Here is a 24043-nt window from a genome sequence, read left to right on the forward strand (position 1 = left end):
GCGCGGACATGGCACATCACCATCCCAAGTCTTCCGAAGGCTACGGGCCCGTCGGGCCTGCGCCCAAGGAACACCAGGCGGTTTACACCACGCTGCATTTCGACAAGCCGTGGAGCTACGAGAACTACCTCAAGACGGGTGGTTACAGCGCGCTGCGCAAGATCCTCGAAGAGAAGATCCCGCCGGCCGACGTCATCGAGATGGTCAAGCAGTCGGGCCTGCGCGGTCGTGGCGGCGCGGGCTTCCCGACCGGTCTGAAGTGGAGCTTCATGCCCAAGGGCGAGATGCAGAAGTACATCCTCTGCAACTCCGACGAGTCGGAGCCGGGCACCGCCAAGGACCGCGACATCCTGCGCTACAACCCGCATGCGGTCATCGAAGGCATGGCGATCGCCTGCTACGCGACCGGTTCGAGCGTGGCCTACAACTATCTGCGCGGCGAGTTCCATCACGAGCCGTTCGAGCATCTGGAAGAAGCCACCGCCGAGGCCTATGCCAACGGCTGGCTGGGCAAGAACGTGCTCGGCTCGGGCATCGACATCGACATCTACAACGCGCTGGGCGCGGGCGCCTACATCTGCGGCGAGGAAACCGCGCTGATGGAGTCGCTCGAAGGCAAGAAGGGCCAGCCGCGCTTCAAGCCGCCGTTCCCGGCGAACTTCGGCCTGTACGGCAAGCCGACCACGATCAACAACACCGAGACCTACGCCTCGGTGCCGGCGATCGTGCGCAACGGCCCGGAGTGGTTCCTGAATCTGGGCAAGCCCAACAATGGCGGCTGCAAGATCTTCTCGGTCTCCGGCCACGTCGCGCGTCCGGGCAACCATGAGATCCGCCTGGGCACGCCGTTCTCCGAGCTGCTCGATCTGTGCGGCGGCATGCGCAATGGGCACCGCATCAAGGCGGTGATCCCGGGCGGTTCGTCGATGCCGGTGCTGCCGGGCGAGACGATGATGGGCCTGACGATGGACTACGACGCGATCCAGAAGGCCGGCTCCGGCCTGGGGTCGGGTGCGGTCATCGTGATGGACGAGACCACCTGCATGGTGCGCGCGTGCCAGCGCATCGCCCGTTTCTACTTCAAGGAGTCCTGCGGCCAGTGCACGCCCTGCCGCGAGGGCACCGGCTGGATGTACCGCATGCTCACCCGTATCGCCGAACACAAGGCGACCGTCGACGACCTGCAGATGCTGCGAGCGGCCGCCGGCCAGATCGAGGGACACACCATCTGCGCGTTCGGCGAGGCCGCCGCGTGGCCGGTGCAGGGCTTCCTGCGCCACTTCTGGGACGAGTTCGAGTACGCGATCGTCAACCGGCGTTTCCTGGTCGACGATCAGCGCAACGGCACCGTGGTGTCGAAGGCGGTGGCCGCATGAGCGCGCAACCTGTGAATCCGAACCTGCCGCCTGACCACGTCACTGTCTTCATCGACGGCGTCGAGTTGGCCGCGCCCAAGGGCTCGATGATCATCCAGGCCGCCGACAAGGCCGGCATCGCGATCCCGCGCTTCTGCTACCACGACAAGCTGGCGATCGCGGCGAACTGCCGCATGTGCCTGGTCGAAGTCGAGAAGATGCCCAAACCCGCGCCGGCCTGCGCCACGCCGGTGATGGACGGCATGAAGGTCGTCACGCGCAGCGAGAAGGCGCTCAAGTCGCAGCGCAACGTGATGGAGTTCCTGCTGATCAACCATCCGCTCGATTGCCCGATCTGCGATCAGGGCGGCGAGTGCGAGCTGCAGGACCTGTCGCTGGGCTACGGCCGTTCGGTCAGCCGCTTTGCCGAGCGCAAGCGCGTGGTGCCCGACGAGGACCTCGGTCCGCTGGTCGCCACCGAAATGACGCGCTGCATCCAGTGCACGCGCTGCATCCGCTTCACCGCCGAGATCGCCGGGACCTACGAGCTGGGTGGCATGCAGCGCGGCGAGAACCTGCAGATCGGCACCTATGACGGCAAGCCGCTGACGACCGAACTGTCGGGCAACGTCATCGACGTGTGTCCGGTCGGCGCGCTGACCAACAAGGTCTTCCGCTTCCGCGCGCGGCCGTGGGAGTTGATCGCGCGCGAGTCGCTCGGCGGCCATGACGCGCTGGGCAGCAACCTGTTCCTGCACCTGCGCCGCGGCGAAGTGATGCGCGCGGTCCCACGCGACAACGAGGCGGTCAACGAGTGTTGGCTGTCGGACCGCGACCGTTATTCGCATCAGGGCCTGGCGGCCGAGGACCGTGCGCTGCATCCGCAGATCAAGGACGGCGGCCAGTGGCGCGAGGCGACCTGGGACGAGGCGCTCACGCGCGCGGCCCGGATCCTGCGCGACAACCCGGCCGACGAACTCGGCGTGCTGGTGCACCCGGCCACGTCGAACGAGGAGGGCGCGCTGCTGGCACGTCTGGCCGACGCCCTGGGCTCGGGCAACCTCGACCATCGCATCGCCCAGCGCGACCTGTCCGATGGCGCCGTCGCGCAAGCCTTCGCAATGCCCGTCGCCGAGCTCGACAAGGCCGATGCGGTGCTGATCGTCGGGTCCAACCTGCGCCATGAAGTGCCGCTACTGCACCACCGCGTGCGCCAGGCGTGGAAGCGCGGCGCCAAGGTCTATGTCGTCAATCCGGTCGATTTCGAGTTCACCTTCGACATCGCCGACAAGGCCATCGTGGCGCCGTCGCGCATCGCCGAGACGCTGCAGGTCGCCGAACTGGCCGACGCGCTGCGCGATGCCAAGCATGCCGCGATCCTCGTCGGTGCGCAGGCGGAAACCAGCGCGCATGCCGCCGACATCCGCAAGGCCGCGGCCGCGCTGGCGCAGTCGACCGGGGCCGCGCTGTGCCGGATCCCGCAGGGTGCGAATGCGGTCGGTCTGACGCATGCCGGCGTGCTGCCGACCACGCGCGATGCCAACGCGATGCTCGCGCAGCGTCGTGGCGCCTATGTGATCTACGGCATCGAGCCGGGCCTGGACTTCGCCGATCCGGCGCAAGCGATGCAGGCACTGGGCGCGGCCCAGGTCGTGGCGTTCAGCCAGTTCGCCTGCGAATCCACGCGCAGCGTCGCCGACGTGATCCTGCCGATCGGCGCGCTCGCCGAGATCGATGCCACGCTGACCAACCTCGACGGACGCGCGCAGCATGCGACCGCAGCCGGCAAGCTGCCGGGCGATGCCCGGGCGGGCTGGCGGGTGCTGCGTGCGCTCGGTGGCGAGCTGGCGGTGCCTGGCTTCGAGTTCACCGATCTGGCCGGCCTGCGTGCGGGTCTGCAGCCGCGGACCGTGACGGTCGCGGCCTCTGCGGCCCCGACGGTCGACGGCGACGGGCTCGAACTGGCGGTGACCCAGGCGATCTACCGGGTCGATGCGCTGACCCGTCGCGCCGCGGCGCTGCAGTCTCATCCGCTGACCCTGGGCCCGCGCATCGCGCTGCATCCCGATGACGCCTCGGCGCAGGGCGTGGCCGATGGCGGCATGGCCAAGGTCAGCAACGCGGTGGGCACCGGCACGCTGCAGGTCGTCGTCGACGACCGCGTCGCCCCCGGCGCGGCATGGGTCGAATCGGGCTACGGCGCCACCGCGGCGCTGGTGGCCGGCAAGGTCAAGGTGGTGGCGGCATGAGCATGCCTACAGCAAGCCTTTTGCAAGGCGGCGTTTCGCAAGCCGGCGTGACGAACACCGCATCGTTGCTCGGCGATCTCACCGCGCCACTGCACGACGCGCTGCTGTCGCTGGGCGGCCTCGGCGTGGTGTTGTGGATCGTGCTCAAGATCCTCGTGATCGCGATGCCGGTGATCATCGCCGTGGCGTTCTACGTGGTCTGGGAGCGCAAGCTGATCGGCTGGATGCACGTGCGCCATGGGCCGATGTATGTCGGCATGGGCATCTTCCAGGCCTTCGCCGACGTCTTCAAACTGCTGTTCAAGGAAGTCATCCAGCCGACCAACGCGCAGCGCGTGCTGTACGTGCTGGCGCCGCTGATCACCCTCGCGCCGGCATTCGCGGCCTGGGCGGTGGTGCCGTTCGACGCGCAGTTGGTGCTGTCGAACGCGAACGCGGGCCTGCTGTACCTGCTGGCGATGACCAGCCTGGGCATCTACGGGATCATCCTGGCCGGCTGGGCGTCGAACTCCAAGTACGCGTTCCTGGGTGCGATGCGCGCCTCGGCGCAGATGATCAGCTACGAGATCGCGATGGGCTTCGCCCTGGTCGGCGTGATGGTCGGCGCCGGCAGCCTGAATCTCAGCGAGATCGTCATGGCGCAGTCCGGCGGCAAGGGGCTGTTCGACTGGTTCTGGTTGCCGATGCTGCCGCTGTTCGTGATCTATTTCGTGTCCGGTGTGGCCGAGACCAACCGCTCGCCGTTCGACGTCGTCGAAGGCGAGTCGGAGATCGTCGCCGGCCACATGGTCGAGTACTCGGGGTCGGCGTTCGCGCTGTTCTTCCTGGCCGAGTACGCGAACATGATCCTGATCAGCTTCCTGACCTCGACGTTCTTCCTCGGTGGCTGGCTGTCGCCGTTCCAGGGCTGGTTCGACGGCGTGCCGGTGCTCGAGTGGCTGGCGGTCGATGGCTGGTGGTGGCTGTTTGCGAAGGTGTTCTTCTTCGCCAGCTGTTTCATCTGGTTCCGTGCGTCGTTCCCGCGCTACCGCTATGACCAGATCATGCGGCTGGGCTGGAAGGTGTTCATCCCGATCAGCATCGGCTGGATCGTGGTCACCGCGTTGATGGCGTACTTCGGCGTATTCGAGGCAGGGCAGTGATGGGCAAGTTCGTTGCATGGTTCAGGAGCCTGCTGCTGCTCGAGTTGCTCGGCGGCATGGCACTGACGTTCCGATATCTGTTCCGGGACAAGTACACGCTGATGTACCCGATGGAGAAGGCGCCGCAGTCGCCGCGCTTCCGTGGGCTGCATGCGCTGCGCCGCTATCCCAACGGCGAGGAGCGCTGCATCGCGTGCAAGCTGTGCGAGGCGGTGTGCCCGGCACTGGCGATCACGATCGATTCGGAGCCGCGCGCCGACGGCACCCGCCGCACCACGCGCTACGACATCGACCTGTTCAAGTGCATCTACTGCGGGTTCTGCGAGGAATCGTGCCCGGTGGATTCGATCGTCGAGACGCATATCCACGAGTACCACTTCGAGAACCGCGGCGAGAACATCGTGACCAAGCCGCAGCTGCTGGCTATCGGCGACCGTCTCGAGTCCGAGATCGCCGAACGCCGCGCCGCCGACTCCGCGTACAGGTAAGCCATGGACCTCGCCCTGATCTTCTTCCTCGTCTTCGCCGCGACGACCGTGATGTCCGCGGTTGCGGTGATCAGTGCCCGCAACCCGGTGCACGCGGCGCTGTTCCTGGTGCTGACGTTCTTCTCCACCGCCTGCACCTGGCTGCTGGTCGGCGCCGAGTTCCTCGGCATCGCCCTGGTGCTGGTCTACGTCGGTGCGGTGATGGTGTTGTTCCTGTTCGTGGTGATGATGCTCGACATCGATGTCGCGCCGCTGCGGGAAGGCTATGTGCGCTACCTGCCGGTCGGCCTGATCGTGGCGGTGGTGATGCTGCTCGAGATCCTCGCCTTGATCGGCGTGCGCAGTCGCATGACGCCGTTCGCGGTCGATGCGGTCGACGCGGCTGGGGTCTCGAACACGGTGTGGCTGGCCCGCCGGCTGTTCACCGACTTCCTGCTGCCGTTCGAGGTCGCCGCGGTGATCCTCACCGTCGCGGTGATCGCCGCGGTGACGCTGACGCTTCGTCGCCGTCCGGGCGCCAAGCACCAGAACCCGGGCGAGCAGGCGCGGGTGCGGGCCCAGGACCGCATGCGCGTGGTGAAGATGGACGCAGTGCGTCCGGTGGTCGAGGCCCCGGCTGATGCCGGTGACCTGCCGACCGAGGGAGAAGCGAAATGACCGAGCTGTTCGGAACCGGCCTGTCGCTGGGCCATTACTTGTCGCTGGGCGCGGTGCTGTTCTGCATCTCGGTGGCGGGCATCTTCCTCAACCGGAAGAACGTGATCATCCTGCTGATGTCGATCGAGCTGATGCTGCTCGCGGTCAACATCAACTTCGTCGCATTCTCGCGCGAATACGGTGATGCCGCCGGTCAGATCTTCGTGTTCTTCATTCTGACCGTGGCCGCGGCCGAGGCCGCGATCGGCCTGGCGATCCTGGTCACGCTGTTCCGCAACCGGCGCACGATCAACGTCGCCGAACTCGACACGCTGAAGGGCTGAGCCGGGCATGGAGTACACCATTTCAAAGGGCATCCTGGTCGCGATCGTCCTGGCCCCGCTGCTGGGCTCGATCATTGCCGGCCTGTTCGGACGCCAGGTCGGGCGCACCGGCGCGCATGTGGCGACGATCGCCGGTGTCGCGGTCAGCTGCGCGCTGTCGGTCTACACGCTGTGGCAACTGCTGCAGGGCGCCGCACCGTTCAACGAGAACGTCTACACGTTCTTCGAGGTCGGCAACTACTCGGCGCACGTCGGCTTCCTGGTCGACAACCTGACGGCGATGATGATGGTCGTGGTGACCTTCGTGTCGCTGCTCGTGCACCTGTACACCATCGGCTACATGGCCGAGGACCCCGGTTACCAGCGGTTCTTCAGCTACATCTCGCTGTTCACCTTCTCGATGCTGATGCTGGTGATGGGCAACAACTTCCTGCAGCTGTTCTTCGGCTGGGAAGCGGTGGGCCTGGTGTCGTACCTGCTGATCGGCTTCTGGTTCAAGAAGCCCAGCGCGGTGTTCGCCAACATGAAGGCGTTCCTGGTCAACCGCGTGGGCGACTTCGGCTTCCTGCTTGGTATTGCCGGGGTGCTCTACTGGTTCGGCAGCCTCGACTACGCGACCGTGTTCGCGGCCGCCGACACCACGATCGGTGGTGGCCAGACGGTCGAGATCATCAGCGGCTTCGAGTGGTCGGTGGCGACGCTGGTCTGCATCTGCCTGTTCATCGGCGCAATGGGCAAGTCGGCCCAGGTCCCGCTGCACGTGTGGCTGCCCGATTCGATGGAAGGCCCGACCCCGATCTCGGCGCTGATCCACGCCGCGACGATGGTCACCGCCGGCATCTTCATGGTGGCGCGCATGTCGCCGCTGTTCGAGCTGTCGGAGACCGCGCTGCAGTTCATCCTGTTCATCGGTGCGACCACCGCGTTCTTCACCGGCCTGATCGGCATCGTGCAGAACGACATCAAGCGGGTCGTCGCGTACTCCACGCTGTCGCAGCTGGGTTACATGACGGTCGCACTGGGCGTGTCGGCGTACTCGGCCGCCGTGTTCCACCTGATGACGCACGCGTTCTTCAAGGCGCTGCTGTTCCTGGCCGCCGGCTCGGTAATCATCGGCATGCACCACGAGCAGGACATGCGCAAGATGGGCGGCCTGCGCAAGTACATGCCGATCACGTTCTGGACCAGCGTCATCGGTACGCTGGCGCTGGTGGGCACGCCGTTCTTCAGCGGCTTCTACTCCAAGGACACGATCATCGAGGCGGCCAAGCACGCCGGCGACGGCGGCTGGGTGTACCAGTACGCGTACTGGTCGGTGCTGCTGGGCGCGTTCGTGACCTCGTTCTACAGCTTCCGCCTGCTGTACATGACGTACTTCGGCAAGGAGCGCTTCCGCGACGCGCACGCCTCCGACGCGCATGCTGCGCACGATGCGCACGGCCAGGAGACGCATCACGAGCCGCTGGACGACGACGGACACGGCCATGCGGTCGCCCATGCGCACGACGACCATGGTCACCACGGCCATGGTGCGCACGAGCCGCACGAGTCGCCGTGGGTGGTCACGCTGCCGCTGATCCTGCTGGCGATCCCGTCGATCCTGATCGGCTACTTCACCGCCGGGCCGATGCTCTTCGGCACCGATTGGAGCGGCCACCATGCAGGCAACGGATTCTTCGACGGCGTGATCCACGTGCTGGCGTCCAACGACGTGCTGGCGACGCTGAAGGAAGAGCTCTGGCACGGCCCGGTCGGGTTCGCACTGCACGGTTTCGTTGCCCCGGCGTTCTGGCTGGTCGTGGCCGGCTTCGTGCTCGCCACGGTGATGTACTGGTGGAAGCCGGAGCTGCCGGCCAAGGCCGCGCGCGTGTTCGCGCTGCCGATCCGGGTGCTCGAGCGCAAGTACTTCGCCGACGACCTGTGGATCGGTGGCTTCGCCGGTGGCGGCGTCGCGCTGGGCAAGCTCTCGCGCGTGTTCGACACCAAGGTCATCGACGGCCTGTTCGTGAACGGCTCGGCGCGCGTCGTCGACCTGGTCTCGGGCCTCGTCCGCCGGCTGCAGTCCGGCGCTCTCTACCACTACGCATTCGCGATGATTGTCGGCCTGATCGTGCTCCTGGCCGTCCTCATCAAGTACTGGCGCTGACGGAAATACCCACGTGTCGAACTGGCCTCTTCTCAGTCTATTGATCTGGCTGCCGATCCTCGGCGGCGCCTGCGTGCTCGCATTGGGCGATCGCCGCGCCGATGCCGTGCGCTGGGCGTCGCTCGCGGTCGCCGTGGCGGTGTTCGTGCTCAGCCTGCCGCTGTTCACCGGCTTCGATTACGCGAATGCGGGGATGCAGTTCCTCGAGCGCCGCGAGTGGATCCCGTCGCTGGGCATCGAGTACCACCTGGGCGCGGACGGCATCTCGGTGGCGCTGATCATCCTGACCACGCTGACCACCGCGCTGGTGCTGATCGGCGCGTGGACCTCGGTGAGCAAGCGCGTGCACCAGTACTACGCCGCGATGCTGATCCTCGAGGGCATGATGATCGGCGTGTTCTGCGCCGTGGACGCGATGCTGTTCTACGTGTTCTTCGAGGCGATGCTGATCCCGATGTTCATCATCATCGGCGTGTGGGGCGGTCCGCGGCGCGTCTACGCCTCGGTCAAGTTCTTCCTCTACACGTTCCTCGGCTCGGTGTTCATGCTGGTCGGGCTGATCTACCTGTACCTGCAGGCCGGCAGTTGGCAGTTGCCCGACCTGTACGCGGTGCGGTTGTCGGCGACCGAGCAGACATGGCTGTTCTTCGCGTTCCTCGCCGCGTTCGCGGTCAAGGTGCCGATGTTCCCGGTGCACACCTGGCTGCCCGATGCGCACGTCGAGGCGCCGACCGGCGGCTCGGTGATCCTGGCGGCGATCATGCTCAAGATCGGCGGCTACGGCTTCCTGCGCTTCAACCTGCCGATCACCCCGGACGCCGGCCACGAGTGGGCGTGGCTGGTGATCGCGCTGTCGCTGATCGCGGTGGTCTACGTCGGCCTGGTGGCGCTGGTCCAGCAGGACATGAAGAAGCTGGTCGCGTATTCGTCGGTCTCGCACATGGGCTTCGTGACTCTGGGCGTGTTCATCGCGTTTGCGCTGGTGCGCGACGTCGACGCCGGCGATGCGGCCCGCCTGGGCCTGCAGGGCGCGATGGTGCAGATGGTCTCGCACGGCTTCGTGTCGGGTGCGATGTTCTCGTGCATCGGCATCCTGTACGACCGCATGCACACGCGCATGATCAAGGACTACGGCGGCGTGGCCAATGTGATGCCCTGGTTCGCGGCCTTCTACGTGCTGTTCGCGATGGCCAACTCTGGCCTGCCGGGCACGTCGGGTTTCGTCGGCGAATTCATGGTCATCCTGGCCGCGTTCCAGAACCACCCGCTGATCGGCTTCTTCGCTGCGATGACGTTGATCATCGGCGCCGCGTACACCCTGTGGCTGGTCAAGCGGGTGCTCTACGGCGAGGTCGCCAATGCGCACGTCGCCGCGCTCAAGGACATCAACGGCCGCGAGGCGCTGGTGCTGGGCGTGTTCGCCGCGGGCACGCTGCTGATCGGTGTCTACCCCAAGCCGCTGACCGACCTGATGGAGCCGTCCATCGCGCAACTGGCGAACGTGATCGCCGCCAGCAAGCTGTGAGTCCATATTCAATGAGAGCCGTGCCGCGATGATTTCCGCTCCGATGACGCCCCCCGTCCGCACGTTGGCCGAGCTTGGCCCGATCGTGCCTGAGCTCGTCGTGATCCTGGGCGCGTTCGCGCTGCTGATGCTCGACCTGTTCCTCGACCCGCGCCGCCGCATCGTCACCCATGCGCTGGCGGTGGCCACGATGCTCGGCGCCGCCGCGCTGATCGCCGCCGGGATCGGCGGCCACGGCACGATCCTGGCCGACATGTTCGTGCGCGACGCCGGCGCGGACGTGCTGAAGGTCGCCGGTCTGATCGTCGGCGCGATCGCGCTGGGCTACGCATGGCCGTACCTGCGCGAGCGGGGCCTGTACCAGGGCGAGATCCCGGTGCTGTTCCTGTTCACCAGCGCCGGCATGATGCTGCTGGTCTCGGCCAACAACATGACGATGGTCTACGTCGGCCTGGAACTGCTGGCGCTGTGCTCGTATGCGCTGGTGGCCTGCGACCGCGACAACCCGCTGTCGTCGGAAGCGGCGATGAAGTACTTCGTCCTCGGCGCGCTGGCCTCGGGCATGTTGCTGTTCGGCATGTCGCTGATCTACGGCGCGACCGGTACGCTGTCGCTGCCCGGTATCGACCAGGCGGTCGCTGGGCTGGTGGGCGAGGGGCGCGTGCTGTTGCTGACCGGCATGGTGTTCGTGCTGGTGGGCATCGCGTTCAAGTTCGGTGCCGCGCCGTTCCACATGTGGCTGCCCGACACCTACCACGGCGCGCCGACCCCGATCGTCGCGTTCATCAGCTCGGTGCCCAAGCTGGCCGCGTTCGGCATGGCCTGGCGCCTGCTCGACACCGCGCTGGGCCAGGTGCACGACCAGTCACAGCTGCTGCTGGCGCTGCTCGCGGCGCTGTCGCTGGCGGTCGGCAACCTGTTCGCGATCGCGCAGACCAACCTCAAGCGCATGCTCGCCTACTCGACGATCTCGCATGTCGGCTTCCTGTTCCTCGGCCTGGCCGGCGGCGGTGAAACCGGACATGCGGCGGCGATGTTCTACGCGATCAGCTACGCGATCATGTCGGTGGCCTCGTTCGGCGCGATCGTCATGCTCTCGCGCGCCGGCTTCGAGGCCGAGCGGATCGAGGACTACAAGGGTCTGAACCAGCGCAGCCCGTGGATGGCCGGTCTGGTGCTGTGCATCATGGCCTCGCTGGCCGGCGTGCCGCCGTTCCTCGGCTTCTGGGCCAAGCTGGTGGTGCTGCAGGGCGCGCTGGAAGGCGACCTGCTGTGGCTGGCGATCGTCGGCATCGTGTTCGCGGTCATCGGCGCGTTCTACTACCTGCGCGTGATCAAGGTCATGTACTTCGACGCGCCCAACGCCGCGCCGGTCGCGCAGCGCCCGGGCCAATTGCTGCGCATCGTGTTCGCGGTCAATGCGCTGGCGCTGCTCGGGCTGGGCCTGTTCTGGAGCCCGCTGATGGCCTGGTGTCAGCAGGCGTTCGCCTGACCGCAAAGGCCGCGCGTGCGCGGTCCATCGATGTCTTCAATACCGGCCGGGTCTTCGACCCGGCCGGTGTCGTTTGCGGGATCCGTTCGATGTCGATACGGCCGAGCGCCGCCATTGGACACGCGCGCATGAGGATGTGACCTCGGTCATGGGTCGAGCACGGCGCTGGCGTATTCATTTGCATGGCGCCGCGCGGGCGTGTTACCCCGGAACCCGCCCGTCGACGACGGCGGGCCGGTGCGGCGCGCGGCTCGCCGGATCCTCCGGTCACCGCCGGGCTGCACCGGGACGTCACCCAACCAGCAAGGAGACGATCATGGACAAGGTCAAGGCAAGCAAGGATCAGGGGACCCGTCGCAACCCGGCCGGCGATGCGAGGTCCAACCTCGATCGACTGATCGGGCAGATGCAGAAGCAGACGGCGAAGGGCACCGCCCTCGACACCGCCGGGATCGCCCCGCAGGCGACCTGCTCGCGCACGATCTACTGCGTCTGAGCGCAGTGCCGCACCGGCCGGCGATGCCGGCAGGTGCGGCCTTCGTGTTGCGGATGGCATCGGCCATGGACATGGCAACGGCGCCGGCGCATGCCGGCGCTTTCGATTGGGACCGCCTCGCGGCCTGCCATCGTGCAGGCCGTGCGGTCTGCCTGCCGGCGCCGCCGCTGTGGCCGATCGCATCAGCGTATCGCCTGGCGATCGCCATCTGCCGGCCCTCGCGCGCGGGTATCCGCTTCTTCTCGGTGCCGGCCCTGCGCTTCTTCGCCGGGGATACCGAGATCCGCGCGCCGGGTGCGCTGCTGCCCGACGCGCGCGACGCATCGGCTGGCGCGTATCTGCGTCGCCTCGCAGCCGAGTGTCCAGACGCGCCGGCATGGCTGGACATCGAATCGCCCCTGGTTGTCGATCCGGCGACATGGCGGGATGTCCGCGGTTTTCTTTCTGGTTGGTGCGAACGGCTGGGCTGCCCAGTGCGTCCGGTGGCCTCGCACCTGCTGCTGGGACGCTTCCGGCGCAATACCAATGACCGCACGGCCGCGACGCTGCTGCTGCCATTGCTCGGGCAGGTCGCCGTGACGCAGGGCGCCGGTGGCGATACGCAGCGCGTCGCGCCCGGCCAACTGCTGTACAGACCGCCCGGCGAGGCCGTGGAGGTGGCCGAGGACGTTGGGGGCGTCGCGTTGCGCCTGGACATCCCCGTGCAGCGGACGGCCTCCACGCGCGAGCTGATCGCACTGTTCGCCTCGCTGGTGCAACCCGAGCGCTATCCCCAGGGCCTGGTGCCGTATCTTCCGGCGACGCCCGCATGTGCGGCCGACGGCGCGATCGTGCTGCCTGATGCGCTCGCCCGCGATGTCGAGGCGCTCGGCGACTTCGCCGCCGGGCCGAATGCCGAACTCGCCCAGCGCGTGCAGTGGATCGCCCGCGCCAGCGCCTGCGCGTTGGAGCCGGTGCCTGGCTGCGCCGAGCCGCCGGACCTTGCCCCGGGCGACCGTATCCGCAGCGCGCCCGGGACCCGCATTCTCGAACTTCCGGCAGGCGAGGGGACGCGGCTGTGGGCGATCAACGGGCACACGCTGGCCGTCGAGGCGACACCCGGCAGCCGCAGGCTGCGCGAGGCGCTGATGCGGGGCGGATCGTCGACCGTCGCCGCGTTGTGCGGATCGGAGCCGGCGTTGCGGGACGCCCTGGCGCAGTTGTGCGCAGCGCGCGGGGTCGAGTGGACTGCCGCCGACCGTGCCGGAGGGGTCTGAGGTCTTGGCCCGTCGTGTGCGGCGCGAGGCGGTCAATGGCCGCGACCCGGGGCGGCCGGCCTCACCTGCCGGTCTCGTGCTGACGCTGCCCGTCGCGGGTTCGACGGTCCGGCTGCCGCCTGACGCCAGGGCGTTCGTGCGCGCCGTCGCACGCGGCGGTGGCGGTGCGCTGTTGCAGCCGCGCGCGCGGCAGCGCCGGGACGGGCTGGTCGAAGCGCTCGGGCCCTTGCAGGGCCCGGAGGATGCGCGCCGGCTTGCGGCGGTCCTGGCCCGGCCGGCGTTCGCGCCGTTCGTCGATATGCTCGAGGCGTTGGGGCCATGGTGCCGTGCCCTGGCGCAGGCCCATGCCGATCTCTTTGCGCGCCGGGTGCTGGGGCTCGGCAACACCGCCTTGTTCGCCCCGTTGATCAGTGACGCGTTCGTCCGCTGCGCCGCCGGCGGGCCCGACACGGCCGAGGCACTCGAAATCAGTCGCGAGCAGTTCCAGCGCTTTCTCGAGCGCTTCGTGCTGCGCCTGCGCCGCGATCTGGATGCCGGGGTCTTCGGCGATGCGGTGCGCGGGCCGGTGGTCGGGCTGTGGGCCAGCGCGTCGGAAACGCACAACGGTGGCCAGCGCGTGCTGTGCCTGCGGCTGCGCGGCGGCAGGTGCATCGCCTACAAGCCGCGACCGGTCGATGGCGAGCGGCTCTTTCTCGCCGACGGGGCGGGCCGCGGCGACGCCGCGCTGTTCGCCTGGCTCAATGCGTGCTCACCGGTGTCCGGTCCGGTGCGGCTGCCCACGCTGCGGGTCTGGCGCGGCGTGGGGCGCGACGCTTGGACCTACAGCTGGCAGGACTGGATCGCGCCGCCGCGCCAATGGGGCGTGCTGGACCCGGCGCAGCCGTCGATCGAAGGCGCGCGCCTGTCGCCGCGGGCCGCGGCGAGCTATTGGCGCTCGGCCGGTGCGCTGGCCGTGGCCTGTCACGCGGTCGGCGCCACCGACCTGGGCGAGGGCAACGTGCTGTGCGGCATCCGTCCCGGTGCGCCCGACCCGATGCCCTATATCGTCGATATGGAAGTGTTCGGCTGCCACATGACGCGCTTGACCGGCACCGGATTGGTCCTGGGCGATGCGCAGACCGGTCACCCGGGCTTCGCGTCCCGCCTGCAGGCCGATGCTGTCGAGGGGCCAGCCGCCGGCTTGTTCGCGGCGCCCGGCGGCGCACTGGCATTGCGACCGGCGGCCGTGTGGGCACGCACCACGTCGCGGGCGGCGGTTGCCGATCTCGCCGGCAATCTCGGTCCTGCGCGTTATCTGCCGGCGATGCTGCGCGGCATGTTCGATGCCTGGACCTGCCTGCTGCATCACCGGCGCGCGTTCGACGCGCATCTGCGGCGGGCGCTGCGCGGTGGGCGCGTCCGCGTGCTGACCATGCTGACCGCAACCTATGCCCGCGCGCTTGCCGCGCAGGCCAGCGGCGCGCCGATCGACATGCGGTCATTCGGCCAAGCGGAGCGTACGCAACTGGCGCGTGGCGATGTGCCGTACTTTTTCGCAGCGGCCGGGGGCGGCCCGCTGCAGTGCCTGGCCGCGCCGACGTTTCTGTGCGCCCGTGCGGCCGGGCCGGTGACGCTCGCGCTGCCGTCGCTGCGGCCGGACCTGCATGCGCGGCTGGCCTGGCGCCCCGACCTGGTCGATCTGGCGACGCTGCTCCAGGACGCGGTCGCACATGCGTATCGCGATCTCGAACGCGACGCGCCCGAGGTCTGGCGCGACGGTCGCGGCTGGCGCTTGTGCGATCCGGCGCTGGGCGTCGCGCTGCATCTTCGCAGCGCGCATGCTGGGGAGGTCCACCTCGACTGGCCCGTGGCGAACTGTCGGGTCGTCTACACCTGGAGCCGGCGGCGGATCGAGCTGCGTACGCAGGCGTTGCCCGCAGCTGCGCCGCGGTTGCCGGCGGTGGCCCGGCGGCTGCGCGCGATCCAGCGCATCGACGGCGCCCTGCGTCGACAATGGGCCGCGGACGGCTTCCGGGATCGCGCATTGGCTGCGCGCCTTGCGCGGTTGACGCGCGCCGCGCTGACGTGGCTGGAGACGGTGCTCGACACGCACGGTTGGCCGACCGTCGCACGCGTCGGCGCCCAGGCCTGCGACGCCGCTGCCGCGCTCGCGCAGCACGCCGGCCGCGATGCCGCGCCCCTGCAGCGACGCTGTCTGGCACTGGTGAGCGCTGCCGCCGCGCAAGGCGAGGTGCCGCTGCGCCATCTGGCGTACGTGACCGATGCGGTGTGCGTGCAGGCCGGCCGCCCGCAGCGCTACGGCAGCAAGTTCAGGCGCCGCCGCGGGCGGTGGGTGCCGTACCCGCTGGAGCAGCCCGACCAGGTCGATGCGCATCGGCGTCGGATGGGGCTGCCGCCGCTTGCCGCCTATCGCATGCAGTTGCAACGCACCTACGGATACGACACGCCATGAACACCACGCCCTACCTGGAAATGCAGGGGCCGCTGGACTGGGCGCAGTTCGTCTCGACCTGCTGGGACGTGCGACCGGTGGTATACCGCCAAGGCGGCGCGGCGCCGTACCCCGTCGATGCGGCGCTGCGCGCGGCCGCGGCGGCGGCACGTGAGGCGACTGCAGGCGGGACGGTGTGCCGGTTCGTGCTCGACGATCGCCAGTTGCGGCAGCCTGGCAGTTGGCTGCCGCGCGTGGATGACGGCGACTTCGCGCGCTACGCGCAGCGGGTGCTGCGCGAGGCCGGCACGCGTGCGGGCTACGCGCTGATCGTCAACGAATTCCATCGGCACGACGCCGATATCTTCGAGGCCGGGCGCCGGTTCTTTCGTGGTTTGTGGGCGCACGTCGGCCTGCCGGCGAGCGGGGCGATCACCACGCTGTTCCACGGCAACTACGAGCGCACGCCGGTGGGCGTGCACAAGGACCGCTTCTCGACGTTCGTGTTCGTGCTGCAGGGACGCAAGCGCATGCGCTTCTGGCCCGCGCGCCCGTGGCAGGACGCGGTGGCCACGCGGGTCGACTATGCGCAGCATCTGGACGCGTCGTTCGCCATCGAGATCGGCCCAGGCGATCTGCTCTACTGGCCGTCGACCTATTACCACGTCGGCGAGACGGTCGGCGCCGAGGTGGCCACCAGCGTGAACGTCGGCGTCCCGCATGACGGCCATGCGGTGCTCTATGCCCTCGATGCGATCGAGCGCGCGGCCGAGGTCTGCGATGCGGACGAGACGGGGCCGGCTGCCGATGCCTTGGGCGCGGAGGACGCCGGACGGCCGGCTGGTGTGGTGCAGGCGCTGGAACGGGCGCGGGACCTGACGTCTGCGCAGGCGCTGCGCAGCGCGGCGACGGCGGGCTATCTCTCGCTGCTGACCGGTGGCGGCTTCATGCCGCCGCCGGCGATGCCGCTGGCGCCGCTCGACGACCGGGCGCAGTTGCGGTTGGCCGACCCGGCGTATCCGCTGGTCTGGAGCCACGACGATGCGCCGGGGGCGGTGCTGTGCGGCGCGGCCGGGCATGTCCGTCGTATCGAGCGTTTCGACTCCGTGGCCGCCGCTTCGCTGCGGTGCTTCGATGGCGGCGCGGCGATCGCGGTCGACGCGCTGCTCGCGCCGTTCGAGACGCGGCCGGGAGAGGCGACTTCGATGCCCCGAGACGACGCCCGTGCGCTGCTTCAGTGGCTGGTCTCCACGCGTGCGCTCGCCTGCGTATCGGCCGTTTAGCGCACGGCGATGGCGCCGGCATTGGTGCTTGCGTTATGATGCGCCCGCGGTCGGTCGTGACCTGGGTTCGCCCACACGATCGAGCGATGCGAAACGGGATCTGCAGCGGTGTTCTGGCTTGCAATTCCGCACCGCTCGCTTCATAATCGCACTCCTGATGCGGGGTGGAGCAGTCTGGCAGCTCGTCGGGCTCATAACCCGAAGGTCGCAGGTTCAAATCCTGCCCCCGCTACCAAATTTTTCGCGTCGATCGATGGGTATCCGCAAGGTGCCCGAAAGCGAAAAGTCTGGGCTTGCCGAAGCTCCTGCTTCGCTTCGGCGCCGACATCCAGTGGTATCGGACAAGGGGCCCGTCGGGCCCCTTGTCGTTTTCCACGACCGCAAAACCGACGCGCGCGTCGGCAGGTCGTCGAAGTGCAGGCGATCGGACGCGGTACCGGACAACGCGAGGGACGAGTGGCGGACAAGGCGACACAACTCAAGACGATGCTGGCGGCGACGGTCGAGTCTCTTGGCCTCGAACTGCTGGGCATCGAATACCTGCCGGCGCCCGGTGGCGCGCTGGTGCGGCTCTACATCGATGTGCCGGCGACCGATACGGATGCCGCCGAGGGTGGGGCGACCGACGGCGAGGCCGGGCAGGGCGTGACCATCGAGCATTGCGAGGCGGTCAGCCGCGAGGTGTCGGCCCAGCTCGACGTCGAGGACCCGATCAGCGGCAACTACACGCTCGAGGTGTCTTCGCCCGGCGTCGACCGGCCGCTGTTCGAGGCCGCGCATTTCGCGCGCTTCGCCGGCCAGACCGCGAAGGTCGGCCTGAAGCTGCCGCAGGACGGGCGCCGCCGCCTGACCGGCCGCATCGACGCGGTCGAGGGCGAGACCATCACGTTCGACGTCGACGGCACGCCGTTGACGGTGCGCATGGACAACATCGACAAGGCGCGGCTGGTCCCCGACTGGGCCGCGCTGGGCCTGGCGCCGTCGAAGGACAAGAAGGGACGCGCCGCCGGCGCGACCCGCAACGCAGACAACACACCACGTGACAACAAGCGGCCGCGCAAGCCGGCCGGTGCGGAGTGAATGAAAAGATGAGCAAGGAACTGTTGCTGGTCGTCGATGCGGTCGCCAGCGAGAAAGGTGTCCCCGAGACCGTGATCCTGGAGGCCATCGAGGCCGCACTGGCCACGGCGGCCAAGAAGCGCTATGTCGATCAGGACGTGCTGACCCGCGTGGCGATCGATCCCAAGGACGGCAGCTACGAGACCTTCCGCCGCTGGGAAGTCGTGGCCGATGACGTGGTGATGGAATCGCCGGATCGTCAGATCCGCCTGATGGATGCGGTCGACGAGGCCGACGGCGTCGAGGTCGGCGACTACATCGAAGAGCAGATCGAGAACGTCGATTTCGGCCGCATCGCCGCGCAGGCCGCCAAGCAGGTGATCGTGCAGCGCGTGCGCGAGGCCGAGCGCCAGCAGGTCGTCGACGCCTGGAAGGATCGCGTGGGTGAGCTGGTGACCGGCGTGGTCAAGCGCGTGGAGCGCGGCAACGTCTATGTCGACCTGGGCGGCAACGCCGAGGCGCTGATCCAGAAGGACAAGGCCATTCCGCGCGATGTCGTGCGTGCCGGCGACCGTGTGCGCGGTTACCTGTACGACGTGCGCAGCGAGCCCCGTGGCCCGCAGCTGTTCATCAGCCGCGCCGCGCCCGAATTCATGATGGAGTTGTTCAAGCTCGAGGTGCCGGAAGTTGGCCAGGGCCTGGTCGAGATCAAGGCCTGCGCCCGCGATCCGGGCGACCGCGCCAAGATCGCCGTCGTCGCCTACGACACCCGCACCGACCCCATCGGCGCGTGCATCGGCATGCGCGGCTCGCGCGTGCAGGCGGTCTCCAACGAGCTCAACGGCGAGCGCGTGGACATCGTGCTGTGGTCGGACAACCCGGCGCAGTTCGTCATCAACGCGATGGCCCCGGCCGAAGTGCAGTCGATCGTCGTCGACGAGGACAAGCACTCGATGGACCTGGCGGTCGCCGAGGACAAGCTGGCGCAGGCGATCGGCAAGGGCGGGCAGAACGTGCGCCTGGCCAGCCGCCTGGCGGGCTGGCAGCTCAACGTGATGACCCAGGACCAGGTGACCGCGAAGTCGGAGGCCGAGCAGGCCGCTGCGCGCCAGTTGTTCATGGACAAGCTGGAAGTCGACGAGGAAATCGCCGGCATCCTGGTGTCGGAGGGCTTCGGCACCGTCGAGGAGATCGCCTACGTGCCGGTCGGCGAATTGCTCGCCGTCGAGGGCTTCGACGAGGACATCGTCGAGGAACTGCGCTCGCGCGCCCGCGACGCCCTGCTCAACGACGCGCTCGCGGTCGAGGAAGAAGCCGACGAGAACGCGCCGACCCAGGACCTGCTGGCGCTCGAGGGCATGGACGAGGACACCGCGTTCGCACTCGCCGCCCACGGCGTGCGCACCAGCGAGGACCTCTCCGACCTGGGCGCCGACGAGGTGCTGGAGTTCGGTATCGAGGGCCTCGACGAGGCGCGCGCCGCGGCGTTGATCCTGGCCGCACGTGCCGAGGAAATCGCACGTCTGGAACGGGAGGGGTGATCTGCCGCCCGGTCGTGTGAAGGCCGGGCAGGACGACCCGAAGTCGTAGTCGGACCGTCGGGAAGGTCGCAGTGATGGCGCAGGTCGCATGCCCCTCGAGGGCCGCGGTCCTGCAGTCGCCCGATCCCCGCAGGCGGTCGCGTTCGGAATGCACCCCATGCAGCGCTAGAATGACAAATCCACTGCGCCGCCCCCGCGGCGGCGCGCAAGGAATCGGAATCACGAATGTCGCAACAAACCACCATCCGTAAGCTGGCCGCACTGGTGAACACGCCGGTCGAGAAACTGCTCGAACAGCTGTCCGAGGCGGGCATGCAGTTCAGCAACCCCGACCAGGTCGTGACCAGTGCCGAGAAGCTCAAGCTGCTCGGCTTCCTCAAGCGCGCCCACGGCAAGGGCGACGCCCCTGTCGAGGAAACCTCCGCGCCGAAGAAGATCACGCTCAGCCGCAGCCGCAAGCAGGAGCTGACGGTCGGCGGCGGCAAGAACCGCCAGACGGTCGACGTGGTCGTGCGCAAGAAGGTCACGCTCAGCCGGCCCGCCGATGGCGGGGCGCCGGTCGATCCGGACAGCGAGCGCGCCGAGATCCTGCGCAAGCTCGAGGAGTCGCGCCAGCGCAATCTCTCCGAGCAGCAGCGCCTGGCCGAGGAAGACAAGCGTCGTGCCGACGAGGCCGAGCAGCGCAAGCGCGAAGCCGAGGCCGAAGCCGAGCGGCTGCGCCAGGCCGCTGCAGCCGCTGCCGCAACCCCGGACGCCGGCGAGACCGCGACCGCCCGCAAGCCGGCCGGTGGCCACGCGCATGCGCACAAGGCGCCGGCGGCGCCGCGCAGCGATGACCGCAATGCCAACGCCAATGCCAAGAAGGGCAACCGCGGTTCGCACGCGATGGTGTCGGGCGTCGAGGACGATGACAGCACCGCGCGCTTTGCCGGGCAGTTGCACCTCAGTGCATCCGATCGGGCGCGCCGCAGCACCAGTACGCGTGGCCGGCCGGCCCGCGGTGGCCCGCAGCGCCGCGGCAGCGCGCCTGCGCGCAGTGGCGCCGGTCCGCACGGCTTCGAGCGTCCGACCGCGCCAGTCGTGCGTGAAGTCGCGATCGGCGAGGCGATCACCGTCGCCGATCTCGCCCAGAAGCTGGCGATGAAGGGCGGCGACGTGGTCAAGGCGCTGTTCAAGATGGGCGTCATGGCGACGATCACCCAGTCGATCGATCACGACACCGCGGTGCTGGTGGTCGAGGAACTGGGCCACACGGCCGTGCGCGCCGATGCCGACGATGCCGAGAGCGAGCTGATCGCCCACGTCGGCGAGTCGCAGGGCGAGCTGACCGCGCGTCCGCCGGTGGTCACGATCATGGGTCACGTCGACCACGGCAAAACCTCGTTGCTGGACTATATCCGACGCACCAAGGTCGCCTCGGGCGAGGCCGGCGGCATCACCCAGCACATCGGCGCCTACCACGTCGAAACCGACAAGGGCGTCATCAGCTTCCTCGACACCCCAGGCCACGCGGCATTCACTTCGATGCGCGCCCGTGGCGCCAAGCTCACCGACCTGGTGGTGCTGGTGGTCGCGGCCGACGACGGCGTCATGCCGCAGACGGTCGAGGCGGTGAAGCACGCGAAGGCGGCGAAGGTGCCGTTGATCGTGGCGATCAACAAGATCGACAAGTCCGACGCCGATCCGAACAGGGTCAAGAACGAGCTGCTCGAACACGAGGTCGTGGCCGAGGACTTCGGCGGCGACACGCAGATGGTCGAGCTGTCGGCCAAGACCGGCGACGGTGTCGACGACCTGCTCGACGCGATCTCGCTGCAGGCCGAAATCCTGGAGCTGCGTGCGGTCGCCGAAGGCCGCGCCAGCGGCACGGTCATCGAGTCCTCGCTCGACAAGGGCCGCGGCCCGGTGGCGACGGTGCTCGTGCAGCAGGGCCTGCTGGCCCGCGGCGACTACCTGGTCTGCGGTGTGCAGTACGGCCGCGTGCGTGCGTTGTTCGACGAGACCGGGACCCAGGTACAGACCGCGGGTCCGTCGATCCCGGTGCAGGTGCTCGGCCTGTCGGGCGTGCCCGATGCCGGTGACGATTTCGTCGTCGTCGCCGACGAGCGCCTGGCCAAGGACGTCGCCCAGCAGCGCGAGACCAAGCGCCGCGAGACGCGTCTGGTTCAGGCCGCGGGCAACCGCATGGAAGACATCATGGCGCAGATGGGCCAGGCCGAGCAGCAGCTGTCGCTCAACCTGGTCGTCAAGGCCGACGTGCAGGGTTCGGTCGAGGCGCTCAAGCAGGCCCTGACCGCGCTGTCGAACGATCAGATCCGCGTCAACATCATCGTCTCGGGCGTGGGCGGCATCACCGAGTCGGACGCCAACTCGGCGGCGGCGGCGAAGGCGACGATCATCGGCTTCAACGTCCGTGCCGACGCCTCGGCGCGCAAGGTCATCGAAGGCAACGGTCTGGACCTGCGCTACTTCTCGGTGATCTACGACGTGATCGACCAGGTCAAGCAGGTCGCGTCCGGCATCCTGGGCATGGAGATCCGCGAGGAGATCATCGGCATCGCCGAGGTCCGCGACGTCTTCCGCAGCTCCAAGTTCGGTGCGGTGGCCGGCTGCATGGTCGTGGAGGGCGTGGTCAAGCGCTCCAAGCCGATCCGCGTGCTGCGCGACAACACCGTGGTGTTCGAAGGCGAACTCGAATCGCTGCGCCGCTTCAAGGAGAACGTCGACGAGGTGCGCAATGGCACCGAGTGCGGCATCGGCGTGAAGGCCTACAACGACGTCAAGGCCGGCGACCAGATCGAATGCTTCGAGCGCATCGAGGTGCAGCGGACGCTGTAAGCGTCCGCGACCGATCGGTGGTGGGAGGAATACGTGATCCGCGAACGCGGATCACGGGTCCTTGCCCATCGCAGGATCGAGCCAGGCTTTCGCACCACCCAAGACGACTCACGAATACGAATCACGTGCCGACAAAATCCTTCCACCGCACCGACCGCGTCTCCGCCCAGCTTCGCCGAGAACTCGGCACCCTGGTCCGCGAGGCCGTGTCCGAGCATGGCCTGCCGTCGGTAAGCGTGTCCGACGTCGAGGTCACGCGCGACATGGCCCACGCCAAGGTGTTCGTGACGGCGCTGCAGTCCGAGCGCGCGACCGAGGCGCTGAAGGGGCTCAAGGCGGTCGCGCCCGAAATCCGCTTCCGTCTCGCGCGGGCGGTCAAGCTGCGCCACGTGCCCGAGCTGCATTTCCACTACGACGATTCGGTCGATCGCGGCGAGCGCATCGACCATCTGCTGCGCGATCTCGACGACGGCGGCGAGCAGGCCTGACCGCTCGCGGCATGGCCCGGCGGCCCGGCGTCGCCGGTGTGGCGGGGCCCCGTGGTTCGGGACGACGCCGTGCGCAGGGCGCCTGACGCCGACGCGGCGCCCAGGCCGATGCCGTGGCCATGACGCCGCCCGCATCCCGCGGGACGTCACTCCTCCCTTCGTCCGCCGATCCTCAGATGAGCCGTCCCCAGTCCCGCCCGCGTACCAAGTTCCGCAAGCTCGACGGCATCCTGCTGCTCGACAAGCCGGGCGGGTTGAGCTCCAACCAGGCCCTGCAGCGCGTGCGCCACCTGTTCCGGGCCGAGAAGGGCGGCCATACCGGCAGCCTCGATCCGCTGGCGACCGGACTGTTGCCGGTCTGTTTCGGCGAGGCGACCAAGATCGCCGGCGGATTGCTCGGCGCGCGCAAGGCCTATACCACCGTCGCCCGGCTTGGCCAGGTCACCGATACCGACGACGCGGCCGGTCAGTTGCTGCGCGAGCGGCCGGTGCCGCCGCTGGATCTGGCCACGATCGACGCCGCGCTGCGGCGCCTGACCGGCCGCATCGACCAGCGTCCGCCGATCTACTCGGCGCTCAAGCGCGGGGGCGAACCGCTGTACGCCAAGGCCCGCCGCGGCGAGACCGTGGAAGTCGAGTCGCGGCCGGTCGATGTGCACGCTTTCGAACTGCAGTCGGCGGCCGACCTGCTCGACGGCGTGCTCGACCCCGGCGGCGCGCCGCAACTGCGCCTGCATGTGGAGTGCGGCTCGGGCACCTATGTGCGCAGCCTGGTCCGCGACCTCGGCGAGTTGCTGGGCTGCGGCGCGCACGTCGCCCAGTTGCGTCGGCTGTGGGTCGATCCGTTCCGCGATCCCAGGATGTGGACGCTCGACGAACTCCAGGCGCTCGCTGCGCGCGGCGAACACCAGCTCGAGGCCTGCCTGCTGGACCTGGAGGCGGGGATGCTGGCCTGGCCGGCCGTCCACATCGATGCCCGCCAGGCGGCCCGGCTGCAGAACGGGCAGTCGCTGCCCGGTCCGTTCGCGGCGGCCGGCGAGGTCGCGGTCTTCGGGCCGAACGGGCGGGCCGAGGGGCTGGCGCAGGTGCAGGGTGACGGCAGCCTGTGGCCGCGGCGCATGTTCCGGCGCGCGGCCGCCCCGGACTGAGCGTGCCGGACTGAGCACGCCGAATGAATACGTCGCCTTGTTCGGCCAGGCCGCAGGCGATACAATCTTGGCCGCCTTTTTCCAGGCGAAATGTACTCTCCATCCACAGGCGGTCCGGGCGGTACG

The 24043-nt window shown here is 68.6% G+C and carries 18 protein-coding genes and 1 tRNA gene; all 19 read left to right on the forward strand.

Annotated elements, in window-relative coordinates; genetic code table 11:
* Positions 1 to 8: 8 nt before the first annotated feature.
* The 19 genes from nuoF (at position 9) to truB (ending at position 23917) form a co-directional block, all read left to right on the forward strand.
* Positions 9 to 1376, forward strand: a complete 1368-nt coding sequence (gene nuoF, locus WAF18_RS10805; protein WP_337245093.1) for an NADH-quinone oxidoreductase subunit NuoF — start codon at positions 9 to 11, stop codon at positions 1374 to 1376.
* Positions 1373 to 3604: an NADH-quinone oxidoreductase subunit NuoG gene (gene nuoG, locus WAF18_RS10810; RefSeq protein WP_337245094.1), complete on the forward strand. Its 2232-nt coding sequence runs from the start codon at positions 1373 to 1375 to the stop codon at positions 3602 to 3604. The genes nuoF and nuoG overlap by 4 nt, the downstream gene beginning before the upstream one ends.
* 65 nt (positions 3605 to 3669) lie before the next feature.
* Complete coding sequence (gene nuoH, locus WAF18_RS10815) at positions 3670 to 4746, forward strand: NADH-quinone oxidoreductase subunit NuoH (protein ID WP_255492907.1); 1077 nt, start codon at positions 3670 to 3672, stop codon at positions 4744 to 4746.
* Positions 4746 to 5234, forward strand: a complete 489-nt coding sequence (gene nuoI, locus WAF18_RS10820) for an NADH-quinone oxidoreductase subunit NuoI (protein ID WP_337245095.1) — start codon at positions 4746 to 4748, stop codon at positions 5232 to 5234. Before nuoH ends, nuoI begins: the two co-directional genes overlap by 1 nt.
* A 3-nt stretch (positions 5235 to 5237) precedes the next feature.
* The gene (locus tag WAF18_RS10825) at positions 5238 to 5891 is read left to right on the forward strand and encodes an NADH-quinone oxidoreductase subunit J (RefSeq protein WP_337245096.1); all 654 of its coding nucleotides are present in this window, start codon (positions 5238 to 5240) and stop codon (positions 5889 to 5891) included.
* Entirely contained in the window at positions 5888 to 6214 is a 327-nt protein-coding gene (nuoK, locus tag WAF18_RS10830; RefSeq protein ID WP_337245097.1) for an NADH-quinone oxidoreductase subunit NuoK, read from the forward strand. Before WAF18_RS10825 ends, nuoK begins: the two co-directional genes overlap by 4 nt.
* Before the next feature lie 7 nt (positions 6215 to 6221).
* Positions 6222 to 8360, forward strand: coding sequence for an NADH-quinone oxidoreductase subunit L (gene nuoL / locus WAF18_RS10835; protein WP_337245098.1), 2139 nt, complete (start codon positions 6222 to 6224; stop codon positions 8358 to 8360).
* A gap of 13 nt (positions 8361 to 8373) precedes the next feature.
* Positions 8374 to 9885: an NADH-quinone oxidoreductase subunit M gene (locus WAF18_RS10840; RefSeq protein WP_337245099.1), complete on the forward strand. Its 1512-nt coding sequence runs from the start codon at positions 8374 to 8376 to the stop codon at positions 9883 to 9885.
* Positions 9886 to 9913: 28 nt separating this feature from the next.
* On the forward strand, positions 9914 to 11377 hold the full coding sequence (gene nuoN, locus WAF18_RS10845) for an NADH-quinone oxidoreductase subunit NuoN (protein WP_337245100.1): 1464 nt from the start codon (positions 9914 to 9916) through the stop codon (positions 11375 to 11377).
* Positions 11378 to 11693: 316 nt separating this feature from the next.
* Positions 11694 to 11873, forward strand: a complete 180-nt coding sequence (locus tag WAF18_RS10850) for a hypothetical protein (RefSeq protein WP_337245101.1) — start codon at positions 11694 to 11696, stop codon at positions 11871 to 11873.
* A 65-nt stretch (positions 11874 to 11938) separates the two neighbouring features.
* A complete protein-coding gene (locus WAF18_RS10855) occupies positions 11939 to 13129 on the forward strand; it encodes a hypothetical protein (RefSeq protein WP_337245102.1) in 1191 nt (396 codons plus the stop codon).
* Positions 13130 to 13133: 4 nt separating this feature from the next.
* Positions 13134 to 15581 (forward strand): DUF4135 domain-containing protein, encoded by a 2448-nt coding sequence (locus WAF18_RS10860; protein WP_337245103.1) that lies wholly within the window; start codon positions 13134 to 13136, stop codon positions 15579 to 15581.
* Positions 15578 to 16843 carry a cupin domain-containing protein gene (locus WAF18_RS10865; RefSeq protein WP_337245104.1) on the forward strand — a complete coding sequence of 422 codons (1266 nt, stop codon included), beginning with the start codon at positions 15578 to 15580 and terminating at the stop codon, positions 16841 to 16843. Before WAF18_RS10860 ends, WAF18_RS10865 begins: the two co-directional genes overlap by 4 nt.
* A gap of 158 nt (positions 16844 to 17001) precedes the next feature.
* A tRNA-Met gene (locus WAF18_RS10870) sits at positions 17002 to 17078 on the forward strand.
* Positions 17079 to 17329: 251 nt separating this feature from the next.
* Positions 17330 to 17923, forward strand: a complete 594-nt coding sequence (rimP, locus tag WAF18_RS10875) for a ribosome maturation factor RimP (RefSeq protein ID WP_337245105.1) — start codon at positions 17330 to 17332, stop codon at positions 17921 to 17923.
* A gap of 8 nt (positions 17924 to 17931) precedes the next feature.
* A complete protein-coding gene (gene nusA, locus WAF18_RS10880) occupies positions 17932 to 19443 on the forward strand; it encodes a transcription termination factor NusA (RefSeq protein ID WP_337245106.1) in 1512 nt (503 codons plus the stop codon).
* Between the two features lie 225 nt (positions 19444 to 19668).
* The gene (infB, locus tag WAF18_RS10885; protein WP_337245107.1) at positions 19669 to 22281 is read left to right on the forward strand and encodes a translation initiation factor IF-2; all 2613 of its coding nucleotides are present in this window, start codon (positions 19669 to 19671) and stop codon (positions 22279 to 22281) included.
* 125 nt (positions 22282 to 22406) lie between these two features.
* On the forward strand, positions 22407 to 22769 hold the full coding sequence (gene rbfA / locus WAF18_RS10890; protein WP_183426487.1) for a 30S ribosome-binding factor RbfA: 363 nt from the start codon (positions 22407 to 22409) through the stop codon (positions 22767 to 22769).
* 176 nt (positions 22770 to 22945) lie between these two features.
* Complete coding sequence (truB, locus tag WAF18_RS10895) at positions 22946 to 23917, forward strand: tRNA pseudouridine(55) synthase TruB (RefSeq protein ID WP_183426486.1); 972 nt, start codon at positions 22946 to 22948, stop codon at positions 23915 to 23917.
* Positions 23918 to 24043: the final 126 nt, after the last annotated feature.

The sequence above is a fragment of the Luteimonas sp. gir genome (assembly GCF_037198055.1).
GTDB classification, from domain to species: domain Bacteria; phylum Pseudomonadota; class Gammaproteobacteria; order Xanthomonadales; family Xanthomonadaceae; genus Luteimonas; species Luteimonas citri_A.